We start from the raw sequence: 24,985 nt of genomic DNA on the forward strand, positions 1-24,985 counted from the left end.
TGACCCAACAGCAGTTGGACCGCCCTTAGGTTGCCTGTTTTCTTGTAAATCTGCGTGACTTTCGTTCGCCGCATCGAGTGCGTGCCATAGGCGCTTGCCTCCAGACCAATGGATGTCACCCAGTCACGCACAATGCGCGCGTACTGGCGGGTAGAGATGTGAAGCCGTTCGTGAAAACGCCCAGGCCAGAGGTATTCGGATCCGACCCTCAGCGGCTCCCGCATCCATCTTGCCAGCGATGCACGGGTGCCTTCGGAGATTTCGAAGCGCACAGGTTTCTGGGTCTTGCTCTGAAGAACCGACGCGCGTTCCTTGATTTGGCCGGATGCCATAACATCGACCACCCTCATTTTCACCAGATCGCAGCCGCGCAGCTTGCTGTCGATGGCAAGATTGAAGAGGGCCAGATCACGATGGTTCTCGGCCAATTCCAGCCGCACCCTGATCGCCCAGACGTGTTTGGGCTTGAGCGGCCTTTTCTGGCCGACGATCCGGCCTTTGTTCCAGGCTGGGCGTAAGGCGCGGATGGCCGGTAAGTTTGATGTTTCCATGATGGATCCTCCGATCCACCACGCCCTCCCACATCGACAACCCGACGTTGACAAGACATCATACCATATGATGCTGCGCCGCATCCGAGGTCGGCTTTGAGCCCAGACTACAGATATTCTGCAACGCCACGAATGTCTGCTATCGTCATGCAGTCAAAACCATCAGTGTTTTGAACGAGATTTTTGACACGGCCTGTTTGCTTCAAACGCAAATGCTAAACTACTTTTGAATCCTTTCTAATAGTTTTCGAATTTTCTCTAATTCACGAAATATCTTAGTATCTGCCGGTTCGTTTGCGTTGGCATTTTCAAATTCTAAAATGTTGAGTTCGTGAGTAGATGAATAGTTAGACCCTTCAATGTCTTCATAGGTGAGACGTATCGAAAACGGGGCAATAGGAGCTTTGTCACCAAAGAGATCAGGGCCAGTTCCCATCCAATGAGGCACTGTTTGGTTTTGGAGGATAACTGCCAATGGTCGCTGGTTATTGAAGAAGTCAGACGTACGTATCCGATCCAAAAAATCGGAGCGCCCAGAAGGTATATCTCCCTCCAATTGCGCTTTAACATTGATCGCAGCGCCAGCACCAACGTTAGAAATATTCAGCGACAACACTAAAGGATACATCTCGTCCTTGGCTAAATGCGCAACCAAAACGGGATCTACACCGGCTTGCCTCATGCGCGTTTGTTCTTTCAGCGCCCGAAAGGAAATCTGTAAGGACACCAGAGCCACAAGAAAAGCCGTCACCGATGGCAGAATCTCTATTATCTCGCTTCGAGAGATAAGTGATGAAAATACCTGGCCACCCAGATACAATGCTAAGCAGATCAACACGCCCGTTAAAACGCCGAGTGCGTAAACTCCATCACCTAAGAGGTCATTTTTAGGTTTCTCGCTTTTGCGAAAAGACTGCTGTTCGGACACGTTGTCACCCCTGTTGAGTCGATTGTTATTAGTGCCCGAAAAGCAACTCAGAAACCACCTTTAGTTGAACGGTCTCCTCAAAGCCGACATTCGTTTTTCTTAAGTGGAGGTCTGTTCTGTCCGCCATAGCCGACGTTGGTAGTGATCGCGGCGAAGGTCGGCTCCCCGCCTCTTATGACGCGCCGTCATGAACGGCCCTGACCTGCCATTCAAACGCTAACCTCATGCTGCAACGCAGCCCGTCAGAGCGGCCACTCGCACATCGTGCAGCATTTTATTGATCAGATAACCACGAAGCGGACACCCTGCCCCTTGCCATTAGCCATTCAAGGGCCGCTATCCGGTCGTAGCTTCGCAGGAATGCAGGGTTGTCGCAAAAAGGGCTCTCTTCCCTAAAATGAGAAGGAATAGACCTGCGTCGTCGTTGAACTGGTAGCAGTGTTTACAACCTTCACCGAGCCCACATAGGTCAACCATGAGCCCAGAATATAACAGTGGGAAAAAGTTCGAAAGCTGCAACCGTCTCCTTTCTGATCGTAGTATTAGAGAAATCAGCTACGCCACGAAGCTCGAGGAAGCCCGGCTACGGCAGACGGCACAGCTTAGCGCCGTCTCGCCAGCTGGGATTGCCAACTTGTTTGCGGTGCGGCGCTTGGTTAGGCGGTAGGTATGAATATACCATCCTCGATGCAGCGCCTGAAAGGCTACCGTTTCCCTCGTGAGATCGTTGCATATGCCGTCTGGGTCTACCATCGCTTCGCGCTCAGCACGGCGGATGTCGAGGATCTTCTTGCCGAACGGGGTGTGATGGTCAGCCGGGAAACGATCCGGAAATGGGTGAAACGCTTTGGGCGCCACTTTGCCGATTGCATCAGGCGCGACAGACCGGCCGCGGTCGACAAATGGCACCTGGATGAGGTCGTCATCCCAATCAACGGCAGAAAATACTGGCTCTGGCGGGCGGTCGACGCGAACGGCGACGTGCTTGATATTCTCGTTCAGCCACAGCGCAACGCCAAGGCTGCAAGCCGTTTTCTGGCAAGGCTGATCGACCGGTTCGGTGCCCCCCGTGTCGTCATCACGGATAAGTTGCGCAGCTATTTCAAGCCGGTCCGAGACCTGGCACCGGGCGCAGATCATCGCGCGCACAAGGGATTGAACAACCGGATCGAAGGATCACACAGGCCAACACGAAAACGCGAGAAGTTGATGGGGCGGTTCAAATCGCCCCGACAGGCACAGAGATTTCTGGCAACACATGATCAGATCAACATCGTTTTTCGCCCACGACGCTATCAACTCTCCGCCATCTCATACCGCCACGCCAGGACCGATGCTTTCGACCTCTGGAGAGGCTATGCTGCCGAAATGACCGCCTGACAGGCAGAGGTCTCGCCCCTCTCAAATAGGCGAAAACAAGTTGGCAATCCCAGCCATTCCTTCGTGCCTTGCTTCGCCCGGTAGGTTGCTGGTCGTTCATCGAAAGGAACCACAACCAATTGATCATCCTCATCTATGAACGACACTAAGTGATCCCTCAGAGCGGTCGCGCTTTTGCTGTTTACATTAAGGAAGTAAACAGATTCAAGCGGCTTGTGCCGCCAAGCCGATCCATTTCCTTCCACAGTTTCTGATAGTTCTTGGTGTTATTCACATCGTAACTCACGATACAAATTGGCATATCTCAAACCCTCTTAGACTAGAATCCCAGCAAGTTCCTGCGCGGTAAATTTATAAAACATGCTAACACAAAAATGCCATTGCCGTGGTTTGATACTGCTATTCATGATTACATGAACTTCCTCATTGTTTCATGTATCGCCCGTCCAAGGCATTCAACAATTTGGATTATTTCTTCCTCGGTTGAGTTGTATGCTGGCGCCAAAAGTACGTGGTCGCCACGAGCACCGTCGACCGTACCTTGCCCAGGATAGACTAGCAATCCGTTTCGCTTACAGGCGGCGCCAATTCGGCCAGCCAAATTTAGGGCTGGATCAAACGGTTCTTTTGTCGATCGATCTCGCAGAAATTCAACAGCCTGAAGCAGCCCTCTACCACGGATGTCGCCAACTCCGGGAGCACTACGGAGCCGAGAATCTAATGCCTGACGCAATCTAAGCCCTGCTGCGACCACATTATCGGCTAATCGATCTTCAGCGATGACATTTTGTACCGCTAGCGCTGCCGCACAAGCCACAGGATGGGCCATGTAGGTGTGACCATGAACAAATCCGTGGGCGTCGCTGGAGAAAGCGTCATGTATTTCTTTCGTGCATACAGCAGCACCGATCGGTTGATAGCCGCCCCCAAGCCCCTTGGCGAGGGTGACTATGTCAGGGCGAATTCCTTCCGCCTCGCACGCTAAAAACGGCCCCGTGCGCCAGGTGCCGCACATCACCTCATCTAGGATCAACAGCACTCCATAACGGTCACATATCTCTCGAACTCGGGCGAAATAACCCGGGCTTGGCGGCACAGCACCCGCCGTTGCACCCACTACAGTTTCTGCCACAAAAGCCGACACGGTTTCGGGGCCCAAATTCAGGATCGCAGCCTCCAAACTATCGGCAGCTCGGACAGCATAAGCTTCATCGCTTTCGCGTTCCGCCCGCTCGTGGAATGCGAAACAAGGCTGAACAAGTAACGCTTCACTTAACATGGGGCGGTAAGGAACCTGCCGCTTCACACTACCGCCGCGAGCCAACACACCGAGGGTGTTACCGTGATAACTCTGCTGCCGCGCGATTACATGATGGCGCTCCACATCCCCACAAGCGAGGTGATATCCGCGCGCCATTTTTATCGCGGTTTCAACTGCTTCCGAGCCGCTGCTAACCAGATAAACTTTATCCATCTCCAAAGGCGTTGAAGCGCAGATTTTTTCGGCAAGTTGTTCGGCCGGTGCGCTCGTAAAGGCACCGCTATGAACATACTCCAATTGAGCGGCTTGGGATCGGATCGCTTCAATCACACGTGGCTCACCGTGGCCTATACACGACACTGCCGCGCCTCCGCTCGCGTCAAGAAACCTTTGTCCCGATGCATCTTCGATCCATGAGCCTGTTGCACGTATGGCAAGCGGTGGCGAGCTTTTCCCACCCCGATGGAAGACATAGCTCATCGAGTTTTTTCCTTCGTATTATGATAGTTATAATAGGCTCCGCTTCGATAGAGCTCTTCTTCAACAGCGCCGATTCTGTTTTTCCCTTCTTCACCCAAACAGACCAGCATCGCGGTCATTAGACTTTCAACCAAGGCCGAAGCCGCTGTGATCGATGGAAAGAATGACGGGCCAGAAGGACCAAACAGCAAAACGTTATCAGTCAGTGGAGTCAGCGGGGATGCTCGACTATCTGATAGGCAGACTAAGCTAGCGCCAGAGCGTTCCACAGCATACGCAACCTGTTCGATTTCCCGCCCGTAGGGCTGAAAGTTGATCGACAGCACAGCATCGTCTGGCCGTAAAGAAAGCAGTTCTGAGGGCAAAGTACTGGCATCCAGCAAAACTACATCGTCACGCAACATACGAGACAAATACACAAATGTGTGACCTGGCGCCCGGCAACTCATGAATGCTGCGACGAAAACCCGATCAGCCCGAGCCAGTTTCTCTGCTGCAGCGCAAATAGCAGTTGAACCGTTTATTGCCTCTGTGTGCGAGAGGTTTGCCCGATGCGCGCTGAATGCCTCTTGGACCAAATTCCGCCCACTGCTGCCAACCACGTTTGACGCCCGATCAACATAGGGTTCCGGAACTGATCTCAAGTGTTCCGAATGGATCAGGCGAATGTCAGACCACCTTTCAAAGCCGAGAAGGTTCGCCAACCGCACTAACGTCGCCGGAGACACCGCTGCCCGCTCTGCAATTTCTCGCATAGAATAGATGACTACGTCGTCAGGGTGATCGAGGACGTATCGCCCCCCCCTTTGCGCCTTCGCTGGAAGGGAAGGCATAGTTGCCATCAACTTCGCGTGGAATTCTTTAAGAGACATCTGAACCGTTCCCGTCACCTTATCGCTCCGTTGCTCAACAGCTCCGGTAACCAAAGTACTGTTTCAGGGAATGCAATGAGCAGGAACATTGTTACGAGATCTGCTACGAGGAACCACAACACTCCTTTAAAGACCTGGTCAGCGGACATTAGGTTGCCGATTACGTTCTTAATGACAAAAACATTCAGCCCAACAGGTGGTGTGATTAAGCCAATCTCGAGGAGCTTTGTTGTTACGACGCCTGCGTAAATTAAGCTGATTCCAGATGTTTCAAACACCGGCAGCAGAACGGGCAGCGTTAAGAGCATTACCCCAATTGGGTCTAAGAACATTCCTAAAACAACATAAAGCAACGCTACAGCGATAATGATCTCTACTTGGCCAAGACCAGTTTCGCCGATGATGCCTTGTACATATTCGGGCAATCCCGCGAATGCGAAGAACCGAGTAAGCATTGCTGCCGCTACAGCGATGAGAAAAATGGAGGAGGTTGCGCGAACAGTCTCCATAACAGATTCAATCAACTTGTGCAGACTAAGGCTACGCCGGGCCACGCCGATGCAGATGGCGGACAACGCCCCGATTCCGCCCGCCTCGGTTGCAGAAAAATAACCCCCAAAGATTCCGCCAAAGACAACAATCACCAGAAACATCAATGGCCAGATGTCCGCTAATGAAGCAAAGCGCTCTCCCCACGAAATATTCTCATCACGGGGAGCCAATTCGGGGTTCTTAAGCACCCTCGCGATGATCATCACGACATAGAAAAGGGCTGTCAAAAGTCCTGGGATCACCGCCCCTATGAATAGCTGACTCACGGGAACTTCTGCGAAGACCGCGTATAGCAGAAGTACAGTCGAAGGAGGTATCAAAGAACCAAGAGTTCCGGCCGCAGCAATTGTTCCCACGGCAAGCGACTTATCATAGCCGCGATCAATCATTGGCGGGATGGCGATCTTGCCCATTGCCGCAGCACAGGCGACAGACGAACCCGAGACCGAAGAGAAGAGTGCCGCTCCGCCGACCGAAGCAACGGCCAAGCCTCCAGGTAGAAAACTTAACCAAGCTCTAGCCACTCTAAAGAGACCATCGGTTAGACCTGCAGAAAAAGCGACATAGCCCATTAACAAAAACATAGGTATGGCGCTCAGACTCCAGCTTGCAGCAAATCCGTGAGGTACACTACGGAGTACACCCCACATGGCACGCTCACCGACAAGCAAATAGATACCACCGATGGCCACCAACCCAAGCGCAGCAGCAACAGGGACCCGAAGGGCGAGTAGAACACTTAGAACGCCAATGCCCATTATTGAAAGTGTAATAGCATCCATCTCAGCGCCCTCCACCGCGAAGAAAAGCATCCCTCAATCCGATCAACGCGCGCAAAGAGCATAATACGGTCAGCACACCGGTAAGCGTTGCGGCGATAGGCAAAAAGAAACGTGAGGGCCAAGTTAGAACCGGGATCATGCCAACGATAAACTCCCCTTCGTGCCAAGCCCTTAATGCTTGTTCGCCTGCCCCCCAGGCGACAAAGATTAAGAAGACAGATAGGCAAACATTAGAAAGCAAATTTATGAAGGCCTGCATCCGTGGTCCAGACCAGTCATAAAACAGATCGACAGCAATGTTCTCCCGGCGCTGCTGTACCAAAACCATCGGCAAAAAGATCAGTGCTGGCATCCACCACTCGGCGACGATCTCAATGGTAGAGGGGAGGGGATATGAGAAAGCCATGCGCCCCACAACATCCATGAAAATGTGGAACATCATGGTAATAAGGCACAGCGCGGCTATGAATGCCAAAAGCTGGCCGACCCGCTCTGTAGTGCGTTCGAGTAATATCATGCTTGATGCCTTGATTGGTAAATTTGAGGCCACCCCATACGAGGTGGCCCGGGCAGGTCACAGACCGTAGGTATTCGCGTCTAGTTTGTCGAAAATTTCGATTTGCAAAGCTGCGATAAACTCATCACGCGTCAATCCAGATGCCAGAAGGTCAGACCATTTTTTCAACCCATCCGTATATGCTTTAACAAGAGATGTTGCGTTTTCGATACCATATACAGCTTCCGCCTTTTCAATCACCGCGCTGAGATCCTGTCCATTGAACTCTTGCACCCATGATTGAAGCCCTACCGGACGCTCGCTCACGATAACCCCTTGCTTCTCCGCTTCGGACAGAGCTTCAATATTAAGATCCACATAGGCTTCGGTTGTTGCAACTAACGCTTCAGGCAGCTGATCTAGCATCGCGCGTCGATCGTTGGCCGGGAGGTCGGCCCACGTACTTTTATTGAAGGCGAGAAAGGGACCTGAATTGTAAACGCCCAGGTCCGCCAGAGTGATGTGATTCGCCACATCCCAAAGCGAGAAGCTCTTAAGAGCAGCCCCCGGCTGCATTGCAACGTCAATTATCCCTTTATCAATCGCCTCATACATTTCCGAACTAGAGGTATGCACCACAGTACCACCGCTTTCGGCGACCCAACGATCCCACGCCCCCCCCGGCGTGCGTACCCGTTTGCCCTGCAGGTCTGATTTTTCCAAAATTCTATTTTTCGAAATCAGCGCATAAGGTGCTGTTGCGTAGCTACCAGTATACACTACATTTTGCTGCGAAAACTCTGCGAGACACTGTTCACAATTCAGCAATGTGAATTCCGTCACTGCCGCAGCGACTGCAAGAGGTTCTCCTGACAGCATAGCCAGCTCTGATACTAGCTGGCTCGTTGGAAGCTGTGCGGGATTATAGGTTAGCGCAAGAATGGATGCATCAGAAATACCATCACCCAAGCCGGTGAGTGTCTCTTTTCCTGACATTAGAGCACCGCCTGAGATCAATTTGAACTTCACCGCTCCATCGGTGGCTTGCTCAACCGCAGGGAAGTACGTGTGGTAGCCGACGCGAATTGTCGGATGCGATGGCCCTACCCAGCTCGCGACGGTTAGTTCATTAGCATTCGCTGCTCCCCAGAAATAGGACACAACGCAGCACGCCATAATTGATTTGCAAATTTTATTCATGAGAACTCCTGTTGTTTTTCGTATAGACACTTAGCTTAAGTCAAAGCGCTCTACCGGTACGTGTTGGAAAGGCAGAGCGTATGTATTGGCCATTGCGGGGCCGAGGGTATCGACTTGGATAACCCTGTCGAAGATAGGCCCCAAAGCCGCCATGAAGTGGTTTTTCGCTTTGGCTAATAGAACCGGCACGTGTTCCAAGTTGATACCGTGCAAAGTAAAGTAGTTGATGTCGTTCGGCGATTGCGCGGCAGAAGTAACTATTATCCGCAATGGACCAGAGCGGAGCAGAACCGTTGGGCCGAGCTCTGTAGGTCGACCCGCTTCCATTGGACCAGCATTGACGAACCGCCCCATAGTCAACTTCTCCACATAGACAGAAATAGCCACAGGTGCGCCAAAGCGACGATCTAGCTGCCCGCCAAGGGCGACATCAAGTTGGGAATTTAGCCCAGACTCTGCCGCACGAGCCACAAGCGCTGAGTCATTGAAAAACGCAAAAACACTGCCTTCTGGAACGCCCATATCCAGAGCCGCTTTAAATAAGCCAGGAGTATCCCCTCCGCCTCCAGACAGCGGATTATCTGACGGCTCAAGTATCGCAATGCGCTTCCCACCGTCCCAAGGGCGGCTCTGCAGCACCTCAGAAGCAGCCCGTAGCTTCGGAGTGAATTTCTTCCGCAACGACACCATCTTGCGGCAAACCGCAGCGGCTGCACGCTCAGCCGCTGAACGTTCTGCATAAGTGACTAAGACCCCAGCATTCGCCGCTGGTGTGTCAGCGTAAGCAAAACTGGCGAATGGGCACACGGCAAACACTCCATCGAATGCACTAACCTGCTCATTGGCGATATGCACAACCTCGGTCATTGGCGCGCCTGGGGCCGTCCGCATTCCAAAGCTGGGTAGAATTTTATTAATGCGCTGCATTAGGACTGAGGACCGTATTTCTCCTGTGATGTTTTGCGCCAACAATTCCAACGCAATGACAGCAGTCTCAGCCATATCTATGTGTGGATACGTGCGATAGACTGCCGCCCCATTCAGGGCGGCAACCATCCGTTGCGTCGGGCAAGCATGCATATCGAAAGAAGCTACGATTGGAGTCTCTGGATAGCACGCCCGCAAGCGGCAAACGATCTCCTCTTCGGAAGCCAAGCTTTCGGTCCCTAGAGATGCCCCATGAAGAGACAAGTAAATTCCATCTACGTCATGAAACAAAGGGTCACCAGCTATCTCTGCAACGATCTCGTCGAGCAGTTCTTGCTTTACTGGCCCTCCAGGCGGGGCAGAAGCACAGCGGGAGAAAACTAACTCCACCTCCGGTCTCGCATCGGCCCACTCTAGAGCGCCACCGATCTCAGTCGCCGTCCCTCTGAAAGCACTTCCGACCGCGTCCCCTCTTAGCCACTCACGGGCACGAAACTCGGCCATGCCGACCGTGAAAGGCGAGAAGGAATTAGCTTCATACCAGAACCGTGCGACTGCAATTTTCATTACCGCTCCAAAACAAATGCGTTTTTGCATGGGTAAACCAAAACAAACGTTTTGCAAGCGATTTTTCTGACTTTTGATCTGAATTCGTTGATTGAACGTGAGTGGAAACGCCAAACTATGCAGTGATCAGAATGTGTGGAAACACTAGCGAAGGGGGGAACGACGCAAGCAATCGCGTTCTTGGCATTCTCGCGCCAAAGCGCCACGATGCATAAATTGCAAAACGGTTGTTCCAAAGGTGGGCAGCCTGGCTTGACAAGGCCAAAGCCAGCACCGAGGTGCGAACTTTTCAGTTATATCATCCGGACGCAAACCACTGCGCCATTCAGACTTAAATCAACCAATCGAGGTGCCGCACCGGCCCTCAAGAATGAGAGATTTTAGTAAGTGGGCTCAAATCTTCACTGTTAGGCTCACAATTCTCTATATGCCTATTACCAAGTTAACCTAACCTCCCATCCAGAGCTACCAACAACCGCTCAGACGGCCTCTAACGCAATCGCGATACCTTGACCGACACCAATACACATCGTGGAGAGGGACTTCTCGCCGGGTTTCAACTCCAGCATGGCCGTGCCGGTGATTCTAGCCCCTGACATGCCCAACGGATGGCCAAGGCTGATCGCACCGCCATTGGGGTTCACCCGTGGGTCGTCGTCTGCAATGCCCAAATCGCGTAAGGTAGCGAGGCCTTGTGACGCGAAAGCCTCGTTCAGTTCGATGACACTGAAATCCTCCTGCCTCAGCCCAAGACGCGCCATCAGCTTCTTTGACGCAGGTGCCGGACCAAAGCCCATGATGCGCGGTGCGACTCCGGCCGTCGCGCCACCGAGCACCTTGGCGATGGGGGTCAGCCCATGTTTCTCTGCGGCTTCTTTCGTGGCGAGGATCAATGCCGCCGCACCATCATTCACGCCGGAGGCATTGCCCGCCGTCACCGTGCCATCCGCTTTGACGAAGGATTTGAGCTTTTGCAGCGCTTCTAAGGTGGTCAAAGGGCGGGGGTGCTCATCTTCTGACACGATGAGGGGGGCGCCCCGGCGTTGCGGAATGGAGACAGGCACGATCTCTTGCGCCAGCCGACCGCTTGCCATTGCGGCACCCGCTTTTTGCTGGGACCGCAGGGCGAAAGCATCCTGATCTGCACGGTTGATCTCAAAATCCTCCGCCACGTTCTCGGCGGTTTCAGGCATTGAGTCGACGCCATATTGTGTCTTCATCAATTTGTTGACGAAACGCCAGCCGATGGTGGTGTCAAAGACCTCGTTGGTCCGTGAAAAGGCGGTCTCGGCCTTGGGCATCACGAAGGGGGCGCGCGACATGCTCTCAACCCCACCGGCGACGATCACCTCGGCCTCTCCGGCCTTGATCGCCCGTGCGGCGGTGATCACCGCGTCCATGCCTGAGCCGCAGAGTCGGTTCATCGTGGTGCCGGGCACGGTCTCGGGGTAGCCGGCAAGCAGCATCGACATCCGTGCGACGTTGCGATTGTCCTCACCAGCCTGATTGGCGCAGCCGAAGATGACTTCGTCGATCGCCGCGGGATCCAAAGACGGGTTACGCTCGATCAGCGCCCTGAGGGGCACCGCGCCCAGATCATCGGCCCGTACCGAAGACAGTGCCCCGCCATATCGGCCAATGGGGGTACGGATGTGGTCACAGATATAGACGTCGATCATGCCAATTCCTCCGGTACGATAAGATCGGCAACATCGCCTTCAATGTGCAACGTGGCTCCGGTGACGGCCTGTAGAACATCCATGCTCAGCCCCGGCACTTTCTCCCGCAGGATGAACCTGCCGCCCTTGATGTCGATCACCGCAAGGGAGGTATAGATTTGGGTGACACACCCCACGCCAGTGAGCGGGAAGGTACAGCGTTCGACCAGTTTCGGGCTGCCCTCCTTGGTGACATGATCGGTGACCACGGCCACGCGTTTGGCGCCATGTACAAGGTCCATCGCGCCGCCCACGGCAGGCACGCCCTTGGTGCCGACGCGCCAATTCGCCAGATCGCCATTCTGAGCCACCTGATAGGCTCCCAACACGGCGAGATCGAGATGCCCGCCGCGGACCATCGCGAAACTGTCGGCATGGTGGAAAAACGCGGCACCGGGCTTGAGCGTGATCGGCTTCTTGCCAGCGTTGATCAGGTCCCAGTCCTCTTCGCCCTCTTTCGGGGCCTGACCGAAACCCAAAACCCCGTTTTCGGTGTGATAGGTCATATCGCGGCCTTCGGGCTGGAACTTGGCGATCATCTCGGGAAAACCGATGCCGAGGTTGACGTAAGATCCGTCTTCGATGTCCTGCGCCGCGCGCCATGCGATCTGCGCGTTCGAAAGCTTGTCCTGCATGATGTTGAACTCAGCCATCAGTAAACCACTCCCGTGCGCACAAGCACTTCTTCTTGTTGGGGTTCTGCCACTTCCACGATGGCATCGACGAAGATACCCGGGGTGATGACCGCTTGCGGGTCAATGCTGCCAGGCACCCCCAGCACGCTGACCTGCGCGATGGTTTTCGCTGCCGCCATGGCCATCAGCGGGTTAAAGTTGCGGCCTGCCATGCGGTAGGTCAGGTTGCCGGTGCGATCCCCGTCCTGACCCTTGATCAGCGCAAAATCCGCCTTGAGCCATCTTTCGCGGACATACATCTTGCCGTCGAATTCCTCGGTCGGTTTGCCTTCGGCAAGTTCCGTGCCGAAGGAGGTCGGCGTGTAGAAGGCGGGGATGCCGGCACCGGCGGCGCGGATGCGCTCGGCCAATGTGCCTTGGGGGATGAGGTCCAGCTCGATCTCGCCCGCGAGGTACTTTTCATTGAAGGCTTCGGCGTTGGAACTGCGCGGGAAAGAGCAGATCATCTTGCGGACCATGCCCGCTTTTATCATCGCGGCGATCCCACAATAGCCGTTGCCTGCATTGTTGTTGATGATAGTGATCGCCGCCGGGCTGCCAGTGGCCCGAAAGCGGTCGATAAGGGCGTGGATCAGTTCGATGGGCGCGCCAGAGCCGCCAAACCCCCCGATCATCACTGTCGCCCCATCCGGGATGTCGGCCACAGCATCGGCCACGGTAGGAAGTGCTTTATCCATTGCTGGTCTCCTCAGGTTGCAGAGGGTCTAGCGGCCAGATTCATAGGAGGCTAGAAATTTGCGCGTATGTTGACATTTGTTCGCATTGCGTACTTTGGTGTGCGTATGACGAACAAATCCAGCAGTACAGTCTCTTCGCTCGCTAAGGGACTTAAGGTGATCGAGTGTTTCGACGCGCAGCGCTCAAAGCTGTCTATTAGCGAGGTCGCCGCGCTGACCGGGCTTGACCGTGCTACTTCGCGCCGATGCCTGTTGACGCTACATGCCGAAGGCTACGCTGCATATGACGGGAAGTTCTTTACGCTGACACACCGCTGCTTGCGCCTTGGCACCGGGGCCATCGGTGGCTTGCAACTGCCTCAGGTCGTGCAGCCCTGGCTGGATCAACTGACCGAACAGATCGGCCAAAGCTGTTCCGTGGCCATCCTTGACGAGACCGAGATTGTCTATCTCGCCCGAGCATCGCAGCGGCGGGTCATGTCGATCGGCCTGATGCCCGGCTCACGCCTCCCGGCGCATAGCACCTCCATGGGGCGGGTGCTGCTCGCTGCGATGCCGGACGTGGAAGCGCGCCGCGTCATTGAGGCGTCAGACCTATCCCCGCGCACCCGGTTTAGCCTCACCGACCCGGAGGAAATCATGGCGCAGGTACAGGCGGCGCGGACGTGCGGTTATGCGCTGGTCGACCAAGAAGTTGAAATAAGCCTGCGCTCTCTCGCGGTGCCGGTGCTCAACAGCAAGGGTGCCGTGGTTGCGGCCTTGAACACCGGGATGGCAGCAACGCAGCCCGATCCGGAAGAATTGGTCGAAAATTACCTGCCTGCACTGTTGAGGGTGCAGGCTGGAATCGCGCGTGTGCTTGGGTAGAGGCCATGGCTCAAGCAAAGAAGGCCAATCGCAGCGAAGGTCTCTTGACTGACGAAACCGAAATTGTTGTTTATCATCGAACTCCGCAGGCCCCGAACATTATCTACCCGATCTATCGCAACCTCCGCAGGTTCATCGCGGTTTCATCCCGTGAAAAGGGCAAGCTCCACCCCCTTTCACCCCAAGGGGAAGAGCTGGGTAAGCTCCTCGGCTGAAGATGGATCAGAGATGACTGATTTCGAGAACGACCCCGACTACGAAGAATGCCTTGTGACCTTTTTTGATGTCCTCTGTTTCAGGAACCTCCTGCACACACGAAGCGGTGCAGAGATCAGGCACTTGCTTTCGATGTTTCGCAGGGTGTCCGAAGGGGATGCCACGCCGCCCATCCGCTCCGACGCGATGCGGATGATCAGCGAAGTCCATGCGGAGATCGTGTCTGACGCGATCGTCAGAACCGGAACCATTGAAACTCAGTACCAGGCCGGCCCCTTGGTCTGGGAGCTCATTGATCTGCTGCACATCCAGATCGAATGCGTGGCAAATGGCATATTGGTGCGCGGCGCAATGACCATCGGCCCTATGCATCTCGGCATCGACTTCAGTGGTCCGGTGTTTGGGCCTGCCCTCGTTCAGGCTTATTTCATGGAAGAAGGCGAGGTCATCTTCCCCCGCATTGCGATCCATGAAGATGTCATCGAACGCCACCGGCAGGACCAAACGCTGTGGCGGGAAGGACATTCCTATGAGGATGAAGAGCGTCACCTGAACAACCTCCTGCGCCAGGACGAGTCAGGCCTCCACTACATCGACTATCTTCGCGCCAGTCTCAGCGAGCTTGACGGCGAATACGCCGGCTGGATCGAGTTTCTGGGTAGGCACAAAACGTTGGTGGAGAGCGGTCTCGCCGACAGTCCCAACGCGACGGTGCGGCGCAAATACAGCTGGCTCAAGAACTACCACAACGCAGTCATCGACGAAAAAATGGCAAACTTGGAACCGGGCGCGATGACCGAGGATGGGGACCCTTGGGAAGCTCTGTTCAGAGACCTCAGGATCGAAGCCTGAGTTCTCTCAACAAGTCACGACTGAGAGCGTCACGAAATGTCCACGACATGCCTACCCGTTTGGCCAATACGGGGATCTCCAGCCCCGCCACCATTCCTATGACCCGCCAACCAAACCTGCGTCCTCCAAATGCTCCCGCTCTGGCAGATCCGCGAGCGTATCCAGATCAAATGCAACAAGGAACTGCTCGGTCGTCACAAAGGTGTAGGGCGCACCGCGGCGCGGCGATCGTGGCCCGGTCCCGATCAAGTCGCGCGCATGCAGCCGCCCGATCCGGTCACGGCTGATTTCCTTGCCGAAGATATCCTTGAGCCCGTCGCGCGTGATCGGCTGGTGGTAAGCGATGGCCGCCAAAACCGCGACGTCGAATTCGCTCAGGTCCAGCAATTGGTCCACGATATCTGCCGCCGCGCGGATAGCAGGGGCGTAGATAGCCCGCGTCCGGAACATCCAGCCGCCGGCGACTTGAGCGATCTCGAAGGCCCGCCCCTCCAGATCGGCGGCAAGGTCCTCTACCAGCAGGTCGACCGAAGCGCCCTGCCCCACCACGCGGGCCAGGTCGTCGCGCGGCACCGGCGAGGCAGAGGCGAAGAGGACCGCCTCGATCCGGCGCATCCATTCTCGCCAGCGCAGTTCTCCCGGCAGGTCGAGCAACTCGCGGTCCAGTTCGGAGTCAGAGCGATCCTTCGCCATCGCTACACCCCGTAGAGCCGGAAGGTGTCGCGCCCGGTCAGCTCGCGCACCGCGCCGAGGTCGACCAGCCGGTCGCAGAGCCGCCGCGCGGCGCGATCCGGCAAAGGCAAGGCCGGCGGCGCCACAGCATCGCGGGCAAGAAACATCTCGACCGCAGCGCCCGCTGCCTTTGCCCGCAGTTTTGGCGCGACTGTCTTAAGATGCGTCGCCCGCCGCGTGAGGTCTGCGGTCAGCCGAACGGCCTCGATTGCCGAAGAGATGAGTGCGCGATGACAGGCCAGACGCAAGTCGTCGTTTTGCTTGCGCAGGTCGGCGCGGTTCAGGCCAGCCGTCAGTAACGGCACGACATAATTCCAACCGAGGGCTTGTGCGAGGGCCGCATCCGCGAGGATCAGCGCCGGGATGTCGGCACGCGGCGCCTCGCTTAGTACCGCCTCCAACACCATCGCGGACCGTGTCACCGGCGTCCCTTTTCCGGCATCAAGCCACGCGGCAATCTGGCCCGGATCGATGGTCGGTAAGGCTCGGCCCAGAGCCTTGATCGACACCGGCCGCTCCGCCGCGCCCCGCCAGGCGAGGTAGGTTTCGCCGGCCGGCCCGGGAAGATCGCCCGGACGCAACAGGTGCACCGCATCGCGCAACTCTGCTTCCCGCTCCGGGCGGCCAGAGGACGCGACGCAGGCCGCGGCCGCGCGCAGTGCCAGACGATCCCGCAACAAGGCTTGGGGGACCGCCGCGCGGCCCAACACAAGATGCAGATGGTTCAGGGCGGCGCCCGACAAAAAAGCAACATCTTCAAGGGTTTCAGCGTGCGCAGAGATGACCCATTTAGGCATCCTGGGTAACGTGTCGAGATCGTTGATGGGGTTCAGTCGGGCAAAGGTCATGCCTGAAGCCTACAAGAGCGCGGCGCTTTCTGCCAGAAAATAGCAACCGAACCGCCCCGCCTTGCCGCTTGGCAAAATGTCCAATAAGTTTACATTATCGGACTTGTTGGAATATGCTGCTACACAGTCTCAAAATCAGCGAATTTTAAGGGGAAAGAGTGGACACAGAGATCGAGAAATCGACGTCAACGCCCTCTGACAAACTTGATGCTTGCGTCGGCGAGGGCGATCAAGAGAAAAGTGATAGCATCACCTTGCCCTCGCATGTGGCTGGTTCAGGCACCGTCGATCAGCTGGTAGAAACCGCACGCAGCTATGCAAAGCAGGCGGCCTCTGAGAATACCCTGAAGGCCTATGCGAAAGACTGGGCGCACTTTACCCGCTGGTGCAGACTGAAGGGAACGGACCCTTTGCCGCCTTCACCCGAGATGATCGGGCTCTACCTCGCCAACATGGCGGCACCCACGGGAAAGGCCCCTGCCCTCTCAGTCTCGACAATCGATCGCCGTCTTTCTGGCCTTGGCTGGAACTACACTCAGCGCGGCTTCACCCTTGATCGTAAGAACCGCCACATCGCCTCCGTGCTTGCCGGGATCAAGCGCAGGCACGCGCGACCGCCGGTTCGGAAAGAAGCAATCATGGCCGACGATATACTCGCTATGGTGGGCAGCCTTCCCTTCGATCTGCGTGGGTTGCGGGACCGCACGATCCTGCTGTTGGGATACGCGGGGGGTCTGCGCCGATCCGAAATCGTCAGCCTCGACGTGCACAAGGACGACACGCCGGATTCTGGTGGCTGGATTGAGATCTTCGACAAAGGCGCCCTGCTCACGCTCAACGCGAAGACCGGCTGGCGCGAGGTCGAGATTGGCCGCGGTTCCAGCGATCAAACCTGCCCGGTCCAGGCGCTGGAACAATGGCTGCACTTTGCAAAGATCGACTTCGGCCCTGTCTTCGTCGGCACCTCGCGGGATGGCAAGTGCGCATCTGAAACACGCCTGAACGACAAACATGTCGCACGACTGATCAAGCGCACGGTCCTCGACGCCGGCATCCGATCCGAACTGTCCGAAAAAGAGCGCCTGGCGCTGTTTTCCGGCCATTCCTTGCGCGCCGGTCTCGCGAGCTCTGCCGAAGTCGATGAGCGCTACGTCCAAAAGCATCTTGGTCACGCCTCAGCCGAAATGACCCGCCGCTATCAGCGTCGCCGCGACCGGTTCCGCGTTAACCTGACCAAGGCTGCGGGGCTGTAATCTTCGGACCTTCGGCGCGTTTGCCAGAAATGGTCGGTAACATCTCAAGCCGGAAGAGCCGCGTTCGCATGCTTTGGCGCAACGTCTAGGCGGCGAGCCCCTGTCACACCCCGAGCGGCGCAAACAGATCTTGCAGTATCGCCTCGTCCAGCAACGGGCCAGCCTGTCCCCCATCCTTGTCGAACAAGGCGTCGGCCAGCGCCTGTTTGCGCGACTGCATGTCAAGTATCTTTTCCTCTACTGTGCCTGCGGCGACCAGACGATGCACGAATACCGGTTTGTCCTGACCTATGCGATGGGTGCGGTCCATGGCCTGACGCTCCACAGCTGGGTTCCACCATGGGTCATAAAGGATCACCGTATCCGCCTCGGTCAAGGTCAGCCCAAGACCACCGGCTTTCAGGCTAAGCAGGAAAACCGGCGCAGTGCCTTTCGCGAAGCTTTCCAGTACATCGGCACGCTTTTGCGTCTGGCCCGTCAACGTCAGATGGGGGATGCCGGCGGCGGCCAGATCCGCTTCGATCAGACGCAGCATTTCAACGAATTGCGAAAACACCAGAACGCGGCGACCCTCGGCCACCAGCTCGGCCAGCAATTCACGCAATCGCGAGCGTTTGGCGCTGTCCGCCACCGCGCGCGCCGCGTCAGTCTTGACTAGCGCCGGGTCGCAGCACACCTGCCGCAGCTTGAGCAGCGCATCGAGCACGGTAATCTGCGCTGCGGCCAGACCACGGGCGCTGATCGCCTCGCGCACCCGGGCATCCATGGTGCTGCGTACGGCTTCATAAAGCGCCTGCTGCGGCTTTGACAGATCCACCCGTTCCAGGATTTCGGTCTTTGGGGGAAGCTCGGTTGCGACCTGCTCCTTGGTGCGGCGCAGCATGAAGGGGCGCAGCCGACGGTTCAGACGCGATTGTGCGACCGCGTCACCATGCTTTTCGATCGGGGTGCGAAACAGTTTCTGAAACCCCTTCCGATCCCCCAGAAGGCCCGGATTCCCCCAGTCGACCAGCGTCCAAAGGTCTTGCAGCGAGTTTTCCAGCGGCGTGCCGGTCAGCGCCAGCCGCCCCTTGGCAGGAATGTTGCGCAGGCTCTTGGCCATTAGCGAGGCAGGGTTCTTAAGGGTTTGCGCTTCGTCCAGGATCACCAGAGGCCACTCTGTCGCTGCCAGCCAGTCATGGTCGCGCGCCAGCAACGGATAGGTGGTGACGACCAGATCGGCGTGCAGAGCCTCCTCGCGCAACGCCGCCCGGCCTGTGCCATGCAGGACCACGAGGCGAAGATCCGGAGTGAATTGCGCGGCCTGCATCTGCCAGCTATGCAGCAGGCTGGTCGGAACGATCAGAAGCGCCCGGCCAGCTGCGCCTGCTTCGCGACGTGCCTGCAAAAGGGCCAACACCTGAATTGTCTTGCCCAGCCCCATATCATCGGCCAGGACCCCGCCAAAACCGGCTTCGAGCAAGCTGCCCATCCAGGCGGAACCATAGGCCTGATACGGGCGCAAATGCGCGCGCAATCCCTTTGGTGGGGCAAAGCTCTCAGCCTCGGCCAATGCCTTCAGGCTGCGGGCCAGTGGGATGATCCCGGCATTGTCGGCGAACCTCACCGAGCTGCCTGCCAGCGCCTCTTCTGCCAACCGGGCGACATCAGCATCCGACGGGTGCAGCGCGCCCAGTTCAGCATAATGCGTCAGCACCAGATGGAGTAGGGGCGCCAGCGGACTGAGATCCAGGGGGGCATAGCCCGCCTTGCCCCGGTTCAGGTAAACCGGCTTATCGGACAGATGCTGCGACAGGACGTCGACATCCGGCACGGCGTCCCATTCGTCACGCACCTGTTCAAGAAAGGCCGCGATCAGGGGCGCGACATCCACTGGCTTGCCGCCGATCTCGGCTTGAAACCCCAGCGAGAACCAGTCGTTGCCGTGGAATGTGTCGCCCGCCTCGGCCTGTGTTGCAACCGTCAGCGCGGCAGCTTCATCGCTCAAACGGAAGGGCCACTTTGATGTTTCAATGATTTCCCAGCCTTCGGTCCGCAACCCGGGCAGCGTCCGGAACGCAAACTCGAGACCATCGCGCGACGACGGGAGGCGCATACTGTTTGCGCCCATCTCCTCCTCAGCGAAGACGAAATCGCATTGCAGCATTCGAGCGCTCGGCAAAAGGTAGTCCACATCGTCAACGGGTATCGCCCCTGCATCCATCAGCCGGATGACGCAAGCAGCTTCCCATTGATGATCGCGCGTCAGCGTTACAACCTCGTTGTTTTCAACGACCCGGGGGTCGGCCTCGCCTTCCCAAACCTCCTGCCCGTCATAGACAAAGCGCAATGTCAGTGTTGGCAGAGTGACAGAAACGCTGTCCCAACTCCTATAGCCGTCACGCGCGCTCTCGGCTCCAAGCGTCAAACGAGCGATGCGTTTATGGGCCGCGCGCCGTATCTGTCGCGCCACATGCGGCGGCGGCAAGGCCAGTCCTGCGAGCGTGGCGGGCATCTCCGCAGCCAGGGCCGTCGCTTCATCGGGCGCGACCTCGGGTGCGCTTTGGACAAGGTGTAACGCTTCGATCGGCACTGGCTGTGCCAGCGCCCCGATCTGCCCCCGCGCAATGTTCGCCCATAGTGTCGCCCCATCCAGCGCCCGCAAATCCAGCTGCGTGCCGGTCTCGCTCTCAAAACCCAGCTTCTGGCTGCCATTGGCCGCCATGCGCCAGGCCAGCCTGGCCTTCGGATGCGCTTCTGCCCAGGTCAGCTGAGCATCCGGAGCATTGTCATGCAGGAAGCGACCCGTGTCGCACAACCGCCGCATCAGGGCCAAAACATCCTGACCCATAGGCCTGAACGCATCAGGCAGGCTGTAGCTGTAATGCGTCTGCCATAATCGCGTTTGCGCCAGCGCAGACAAAAGCTCCAGATCGGTCGGTCGGATGAATTTTGCCACAGCGTTGCTGCGCAGGGCATGCAGCGCATCATAGCGCCGGATCGCCTTGTTCAGGCCCGTGCCAGCGGCATTGATACGGCCCTTGTAAATGTCGATCCTGACTTTTGGTTCATTCGGGATCAGGACATAAAGCAGGCGTTCCTTCACCTTGTCCGGATAGTCCTCGGGACGTGCCTCAGGCGGCACTAGGGCTGTCGGCTGCTGCTTGACGCGGGTCAGCCAACCCCGCACCGGTGCTGCCAGTTGCGGGGAGCTGATATCGCGTTCCGCCGATGTCATCAAAACAGCGACCACGTGCTTGCAATTATGCCCCACCGGGCAAGAGCAAATCCCGTCCACAAAGCTGTTGCTCAGGGTAATCCGCTGCTGGTAGCTTTCCCCGCGCCCATTCAACACACGCCCGCGGATACTCCCATCCGGCAGAAGCTCGACCGTCGCGACCAGACCGCGATGCGCATAATCTTGACCGCGTTGCAGCGTGCCGGCATCAAAATATTCCCTCAACCGTAAGTCCATGCAACACTCCAATTCCCGCCCCGCAGACCCGGCCCACAGGTCTGCCGCATATTCTTCCAGATAGCGGTTTTCCATTGCGCCGCCTATGTGGAACTTACAGACAAAAAAGGTGGCACCAACCTCCGAAACCTTATTCTTCTGCCATCAATCGGTCGTTTATTGCCGGTATATGAGACTGCAAAATGACTGTTTTGATGCCATTGATAGGCTACGCACGAGTCTCAACCGAGGATCACCCCCACCCTGCCCCAGTCGCAGGCCCTGAAATCCACAGGCTGCGCCGAGATCCATGAAGAACAGGCCTCTGGCGGCAATCGTGCGCGGGTGTTGGAGCGCATCGGCAAGGGCGCGTTCTTTCGCTCGATCCAGGACCCGATCGACACTGGATCCCCGCAGTGCAAGTTCACGCTGCAGATCTTGGGTGCTGCGGCCGAGTTCGAGCGCGCCTTAATTAGGGAACGCACCAAGGCCGGCCTTGCCAGCGCACGCACAAAGGGCCGCGTGGGCGGCAACCCTAGGCTGCGAGCCAAAGACCCTGCCGCTCTTCGCAAGGTGCGGCTGGCACGACAGGACGGCTACATGGAGCGTCTGAACGAAATGGCACAAGATTGGGTTCCTCATGTGCGCCGGTTGCGCCCCGACTTGGCCTGGGAAGACGTGTTGCGCATCATCAACCGTCCCCTGCCCGAGGCGCGTCACTGGACCCAAAGTCGTCTCTTGCGCGCCGTGAAGGCCTATGTCCGCGACGGCCTTCTGCCCGAGGCAGTTTTGGTCCGCGCCGGGCCCCGCGAAACGGACGACCGCCTGCCCGCCATCAAGGGCGCGGACCCCGACATCACGCTTCAGACGATCTGTGAACGCCTGGAATCAATGCGGGAACGCACGCCTCGTGGCCGAACAAGATGGCAGCCGTCTTCGGTGAAAATGCTGTTGGAGCGGGCGGAACGACTTGGCCTCATGCCGTACGAATCGAGCCAAGATCAGATGTATCTTCTGACCCGAATCCAAAAAATTTCACCGGGAGAAAACTCCGCAGGAGGCAGAAAGTGCCACTAGTTGCTTGGGGTTAGCTGCTAATTTGACAACTCAACAGAGTAGCGGCTCGATTCGGTTAGAACTGCATTTAATATATCTATATCAATGACTTGCTGAGTTTTTTGTACGACAACACCTATGGGTGTTGTGGGTAACTTTCACACTACATTTAGATTCTTCTTGCCGGACTCACTGGATCGTGGCATTCCCATTCTGACGGCAAAACGCGTCAGGCACGCTGTACACCGTCAGAATGACTAAGAGCCTCAACAGAGGCCGAGAGTGGGCGGCAGGACATGGATGATCGTAATATTGGATACGCGCAAGGCATAGGCTCTTCCGATATCGGAGCATTTGCCGACAATCTGGCTGAGTCTTTGGATCGCCAGATGAAGATCGCTTTCGAACCCGAAGAACGAAAGTCCCTACGCCGCTTCAGTTCCACCGAAGTCGCAGGCCTCCTGCGCGTAAGCACATCTAACCTGCGCAACCGGCACAAGGACGGCAGCTTCCCGGAAGTGCATACAGACAACCGCGGACACCGGTTCTACACAGCCCAAGAGATTGATGAGTTGCGCGATGTTCTTGGACGCACTGGAAAGAACGCAGAAAGCTACCGCCCAGGTCGACGTGATGGCGATCGTCTCCAGGTGATATCCGTCGTCAACTTCAAAGGCGGCAGTTCAAAGACTACTGCAACGATTCATCTTGCGCAAAGGTATGCCTTGCGCGGTTACCGCGTGCTGGTCCTAGACCTCGATCCGCAAGCAAGTTTGACCACGTTTTTCGGCTTTCGGCCCGAGCTTGAGTTCGCCGATGGCGGAACAATCTATGATGCTTTGAGATATGAGGACCAAGTTCTTCTCTCGAACGTCATCCAAAAGACCTACTTCCATAAGCTCGACATGGTGCCCGCCGGTTTGATGCTCTCGGAGTACGAAACCGAGACCGCAAACGCTCTCGCCCGTCGCGTACAACCCATCTTTGCCGAGCGCCTCGCCTTGGCGCTTGAAGAGGTTGAAGCAAACTACGACATCGTCCTGATCGACTGCCCGCCTCAGCTTGGGTTTCTAACCCTGACTGCGCTGGCCGCCTCGACGGGGCTTTTGGTAACCGTGGTACCTGGCATGCTTGACATCGCATCCATGAGCCAATTCCTGAAGCTTGCTTCAGAAACGGTCAAGGCCGTCGAAGAAGCCATCGGTCGGCGTGTGACTTGGGATTTTGCCAAGTTCCTGATTACCAGATATGAACCGTCGGATGGGCCGCAGACACAAATGGCAGGCTATCTGAGATCGATTCTGGCAGGTCAGGTCATGACAGAGCCAATGCTGAAGTCTACAGCGATCTCGGACGCGGGGATGACCCAGCAAACCGTCTACGAAGTCGATCCAAGCCAGTTCATCAGAAAGACAATTGATCGCGCCCTGACCAGCGTGAATGGCGTTGGCGATGAGCTAGAGCAGACGATCCAAACGGCATGGGGGCGTCGCTAATGGCCCGAAACATCTTCAACCAGCCTCCAAGGAATGAGACGGAGAGCGGAGCCCCCTCCCCTACCCCGCCAAAAGCGGCAAAGCTGCCGGGTTCTGTTGGAGGTCTGCGCGACTCTTTGCGCGAGATCACAGCAAACTCGATTCGCGATATCGAACCCGATCAGATTGACATGGATGGGCTGCGCGATCGGTTGGTGCTGGAAGATTCCAGTATCGATGAGTTGGCCGAGAGCATTCGCAAGCATGGCCAACAAGTGCCCATCATGGTCCGTCCATCAGCCCAACCGGACAGATACCGCATCATCTACGGCCGCCGCAGGCTTGCGGCGATCCGTAAGGTCGGTGGAACGGTCAAGGCAATTGTTCGAACCTTGGACGATGACGCATCTCTGATCGCTCAAGGCCAGGAGAACAACCTCAGGCTTGATCCGTCTTTTATAGAAAAGTCTATTTTTATCAAAGAGATGCAAGAATCCGGGTACAAACCCGATGTCATTCAAGATGCTCTAGGTCTGACCCGGCAAGGCGTATCCAACCACAGGGTCGTCATAGAACAACTGCCAGACGGTCTTGTTCAACTCATCGGGCCAGCACATGGGATCGGACGACGGCAGTGGGGTGAGCTAGCTGCCTTATCGGTGAAGGTAGATTTGGTGGACATCGCCAAAGGGGCGCTCGCCGCCCTGCCCGAGGACACTCCTAGTTCCGAAAAGTTCCAAGCGGTCTATTCGGCTTGCTCGAGCAAAGCACGTAGCGACAGGAAGCCGCCCAATCGTGGGCTGCATTCGGTCATCAATGATGAGAACGGCAGTCCATTGGGCACGCTGACGATCGATGAGAAGGCGACCACTCTCAAGGTCACCAAGAAGGATAATCCAGAATTCGGCCAATGGCTCGAAGAACACGCGGAAGCTACGCTTTTGCAACTCTTCGTACAGTGGCGGAATGAGAGAGGCTCTGGGTCCTAACCCAGGCCACACAGAGCAACACGAGCAGAGGAGAGAAGCGAAGACCCGAAAGAAAAGAGCCCCCCAAAGTTTCCCCTGGAGAGCCCTCATCATCTGATTAGCATCTTTGATGTAGCAACCTCCAGCATACCGGTCAAGAGTCACCGATTCGGTGGATTGATATTTTTTGCCTTTTTCC

Annotated in this window: 21 protein-coding genes and 1 pseudogene; 8 read left to right on the plus strand and 14 right to left on the minus strand. The window is 56.6% G+C overall.

Going from position 1 to position 24,985, the window contains the following annotated elements; genetic code table 11:
- The coding region (locus HTT03_RS07620; protein WP_174859269.1) for a tyrosine-type recombinase/integrase at window positions 1-551 on the minus strand (551 nt) is incomplete at its 3' end.
- Window positions 552-771: 220 nt separating this feature from the next.
- Window positions 772-1,479 carry a hypothetical protein gene (locus tag HTT03_RS07625; RefSeq protein ID WP_174859273.1) on the minus strand — a complete coding sequence of 236 codons (708 nt, stop codon included), beginning with the start codon at window positions 1,477-1,479 and terminating at the stop codon, window positions 772-774.
- A gap of 669 nt (window positions 1,480-2,148) precedes the next feature.
- Here HTT03_RS07625 and HTT03_RS07630 point away from each other — a divergent pair.
- On the plus strand, window positions 2,149-2,859 hold the full coding sequence (locus tag HTT03_RS07630) for an IS6 family transposase (RefSeq protein ID WP_067622643.1): 711 nt from the start codon (window positions 2,149-2,151) through the stop codon (window positions 2,857-2,859).
- A gap of 409 nt (window positions 2,860-3,268) precedes the next feature.
- On the opposite strand, the gene HTT03_RS07635 is transcribed toward HTT03_RS07630, so the two are convergent.
- The 9 genes from HTT03_RS07635 to HTT03_RS07675 all read right to left on the minus strand — a co-directional run bounded on the left by HTT03_RS07635 (window position 3,269) and on the right by HTT03_RS07675 (window position 13,086).
- Window positions 3,269-4,600: an aspartate aminotransferase family protein gene (locus HTT03_RS07635; RefSeq protein WP_174859274.1), complete on the minus strand. Its 1,332-nt coding sequence runs from the start codon at window positions 4,598-4,600 to the stop codon at window positions 3,269-3,271.
- Entirely contained in the window at window positions 4,597-5,472 is an 876-nt protein-coding gene (locus HTT03_RS07640) for a MurR/RpiR family transcriptional regulator (protein ID WP_174859275.1), read from the minus strand. Before HTT03_RS07640 ends, HTT03_RS07635 begins: the two co-directional genes overlap by 4 nt.
- Window positions 5,473-5,486: 14 nt before the next feature.
- Window positions 5,487-6,806: a TRAP transporter large permease gene (locus HTT03_RS07645; RefSeq protein WP_174859276.1), complete on the minus strand. Its 1,320-nt coding sequence runs from the start codon at window positions 6,804-6,806 to the stop codon at window positions 5,487-5,489.
- 1 nt (window position 6,807) lies between these two features.
- Window positions 6,808-7,323: a TRAP transporter small permease gene (locus HTT03_RS07650; RefSeq protein WP_174859277.1), complete on the minus strand. Its 516-nt coding sequence runs from the start codon at window positions 7,321-7,323 to the stop codon at window positions 6,808-6,810.
- Window positions 7,324-7,380: 57 nt separating this feature from the next.
- Complete coding sequence (locus tag HTT03_RS07655; protein ID WP_174859278.1) at window positions 7,381-8,502, minus strand: C4-dicarboxylate TRAP transporter substrate-binding protein; 1,122 nt, start codon at window positions 8,500-8,502, stop codon at window positions 7,381-7,383.
- Window positions 8,503-8,532: 30 nt separating this feature from the next.
- A complete protein-coding gene (locus tag HTT03_RS07660) occupies window positions 8,533-10,110 on the minus strand; it encodes a M81 family metallopeptidase (protein ID WP_174859279.1) in 1,578 nt (525 codons plus the stop codon).
- 365 nt (window positions 10,111-10,475) lie between these two features.
- Window positions 10,476-11,675 (minus strand): 3-oxoadipyl-CoA thiolase, encoded by a 1,200-nt coding sequence (gene pcaF, locus HTT03_RS07665; RefSeq protein WP_174859280.1) that lies wholly within the window; start codon window positions 11,673-11,675, stop codon window positions 10,476-10,478.
- A complete protein-coding gene (locus tag HTT03_RS07670; protein ID WP_174859311.1) occupies window positions 11,672-12,349 on the minus strand; it encodes a 3-oxoacid CoA-transferase subunit B in 678 nt (225 codons plus the stop codon). The genes pcaF and HTT03_RS07670 overlap by 4 nt, the downstream gene beginning before the upstream one ends.
- 17 nt (window positions 12,350-12,366) lie before the next feature.
- On the minus strand, window positions 12,367-13,086 hold the full coding sequence (locus HTT03_RS07675) for a 3-oxoacid CoA-transferase subunit A (protein ID WP_174859281.1): 720 nt from the start codon (window positions 13,084-13,086) through the stop codon (window positions 12,367-12,369).
- Between the two features lie 105 nt (window positions 13,087-13,191).
- Between HTT03_RS07675 and HTT03_RS07680 the strand changes: the two genes are divergently transcribed.
- The 3 genes from HTT03_RS07680 to HTT03_RS07690 are packed head-to-tail and all read left to right on the plus strand — an operon-like array spanning window position 13,192 to window position 15,021.
- Entirely contained in the window at window positions 13,192-13,953 is a 762-nt protein-coding gene (locus tag HTT03_RS07680; RefSeq protein WP_174859282.1) for an IclR family transcriptional regulator domain-containing protein, read from the plus strand.
- Window positions 13,954-13,958: 5 nt separating this feature from the next.
- Window positions 13,959-14,168: a hypothetical protein gene (locus HTT03_RS07685; RefSeq protein WP_174859283.1), complete on the plus strand. Its 210-nt coding sequence runs from the start codon at window positions 13,959-13,961 to the stop codon at window positions 14,166-14,168.
- A 13-nt stretch (window positions 14,169-14,181) separates the two neighbouring features.
- Window positions 14,182-15,021 (plus strand): hypothetical protein, encoded by an 840-nt coding sequence (locus HTT03_RS07690; protein ID WP_174859284.1) that lies wholly within the window; start codon window positions 14,182-14,184, stop codon window positions 15,019-15,021.
- A gap of 96 nt (window positions 15,022-15,117) precedes the next feature.
- Here the strand turns inward: HTT03_RS07690 and scpB are convergent, their stop codons facing one another.
- Both scpB and HTT03_RS07700 read right to left on the minus strand, forming a co-directional pair.
- Entirely contained in the window at window positions 15,118-15,714 is a 597-nt protein-coding gene (gene scpB / locus HTT03_RS07695; protein ID WP_174859285.1) for an SMC-Scp complex subunit ScpB, read from the minus strand.
- 2 nt (window positions 15,715-15,716) lie between these two features.
- Window positions 15,717-16,601, minus strand: a complete 885-nt coding sequence (locus HTT03_RS07700) for a DUF1403 family protein (RefSeq protein WP_174859286.1) — start codon at window positions 16,599-16,601, stop codon at window positions 15,717-15,719.
- A gap of 158 nt (window positions 16,602-16,759) precedes the next feature.
- Here HTT03_RS07700 and HTT03_RS07705 point away from each other — a divergent pair, with 158 nt between their 5' ends.
- On the plus strand, window positions 16,760-17,854 hold the full coding sequence (locus HTT03_RS07705) for a tyrosine-type recombinase/integrase (RefSeq protein ID WP_174859287.1): 1,095 nt from the start codon (window positions 16,760-16,762) through the stop codon (window positions 17,852-17,854).
- Between the two features lie 103 nt (window positions 17,855-17,957).
- Here the strand turns inward: HTT03_RS07705 and HTT03_RS07710 are convergent, their stop codons facing one another.
- A complete protein-coding gene (locus tag HTT03_RS07710) occupies window positions 17,958-21,383 on the minus strand; it encodes a DEAD/DEAH box helicase (RefSeq protein WP_174859288.1) in 3,426 nt (1,141 codons plus the stop codon).
- A gap of 119 nt (window positions 21,384-21,502) precedes the next feature.
- Here HTT03_RS07710 and HTT03_RS07715 point away from each other — a divergent pair.
- The 3 genes and pseudogenes from HTT03_RS07715 to repB all read left to right on the plus strand — a co-directional run.
- Window positions 21,503-22,268, plus strand: a pseudogene (locus HTT03_RS07715) (recombinase family protein); the annotation flags it as partial.
- Window positions 22,269-22,639: 371 nt separating this feature from the next.
- Window positions 22,640-23,839 (plus strand): plasmid partitioning protein RepA, encoded by a 1,200-nt coding sequence (gene repA / locus HTT03_RS07720; protein ID WP_174859289.1) that lies wholly within the window; start codon window positions 22,640-22,642, stop codon window positions 23,837-23,839.
- Window positions 23,839-24,807, plus strand: coding sequence for a plasmid partitioning protein RepB (repB, locus tag HTT03_RS07725; protein ID WP_246253390.1), 969 nt, complete (start codon window positions 23,839-23,841; stop codon window positions 24,805-24,807). Before repA ends, repB begins: the two co-directional genes overlap by 1 nt.
- The last annotated feature ends 178 nt before the right edge of the window (window positions 24,808-24,985 follow it).

Source organism: Sulfitobacter maritimus (genome assembly GCF_013346665.1).
GTDB lineage: Bacteria > Pseudomonadota > Alphaproteobacteria > Rhodobacterales > Rhodobacteraceae > Sulfitobacter > Sulfitobacter maritimus.

Bases quoted from the DNA above. Each gene is read 5' to 3' on its own strand.
- HTT03_RS07630 (WP_067622643.1), top strand. From the start codon at position 2,149: ATGAATATACCATCCTCGATGCAGCGCCTGAAAGGCTACCGTTTCCCT.
- HTT03_RS07635 (WP_174859274.1), bottom strand. From the start codon at position 4,600: ATGAGCTATGTCTTCCATCGGGGTGGGAAAAGCTCGCCACCGCTTGCC.
- HTT03_RS07640 (WP_174859275.1), bottom strand. From the start codon at position 5,472: ATGTCTCTTAAAGAATTCCACGCGAAGTTGATGGCAACTATGCCTTCC.
- HTT03_RS07645 (WP_174859276.1), bottom strand. From the start codon at position 6,806: ATGGATGCTATTACACTTTCAATAATGGGCATTGGCGTTCTAAGTGTT.
- HTT03_RS07650 (WP_174859277.1), bottom strand. From the start codon at position 7,323: ATGATATTACTCGAACGCACTACAGAGCGGGTCGGCCAGCTTTTGGCA.
- HTT03_RS07655 (WP_174859278.1), bottom strand. From the start codon at position 8,502: ATGAATAAAATTTGCAAATCAATTATGGCGTGCTGCGTTGTGTCCTAT.
- pcaF (WP_174859280.1), bottom strand. From the start codon at position 11,675: ATGATCGACGTCTATATCTGTGACCACATCCGTACCCCCATTGGCCGA.
- HTT03_RS07670 (WP_174859311.1), bottom strand. From the start codon at position 12,349: ATGCAGGACAAGCTTTCGAACGCGCAGATCGCATGGCGCGCGGCGCAG.
- HTT03_RS07675 (WP_174859281.1), bottom strand. From the start codon at position 13,086: ATGGATAAAGCACTTCCTACCGTGGCCGATGCTGTGGCCGACATCCCG.
- HTT03_RS07680 (WP_174859282.1), top strand. From the start codon at position 13,192: ATGACGAACAAATCCAGCAGTACAGTCTCTTCGCTCGCTAAGGGACTT.
- HTT03_RS07685 (WP_174859283.1), top strand. From the start codon at position 13,959: ATGGCTCAAGCAAAGAAGGCCAATCGCAGCGAAGGTCTCTTGACTGAC.
- HTT03_RS07690 (WP_174859284.1), top strand. From the start codon at position 14,182: ATGACTGATTTCGAGAACGACCCCGACTACGAAGAATGCCTTGTGACC.
- scpB (WP_174859285.1), bottom strand. From the start codon at position 15,714: ATGGCGAAGGATCGCTCTGACTCCGAACTGGACCGCGAGTTGCTCGAC.
- HTT03_RS07700 (WP_174859286.1), bottom strand. From the start codon at position 16,601: ATGACCTTTGCCCGACTGAACCCCATCAACGATCTCGACACGTTACCC.
- HTT03_RS07710 (WP_174859288.1), bottom strand. From the start codon at position 21,383: ATGGAAAACCGCTATCTGGAAGAATATGCGGCAGACCTGTGGGCCGGG.
- repA (WP_174859289.1), top strand. From the start codon at position 22,640: ATGGATGATCGTAATATTGGATACGCGCAAGGCATAGGCTCTTCCGAT.
- repB (WP_246253390.1), top strand. From the start codon at position 23,839: ATGGCCCGAAACATCTTCAACCAGCCTCCAAGGAATGAGACGGAGAGC.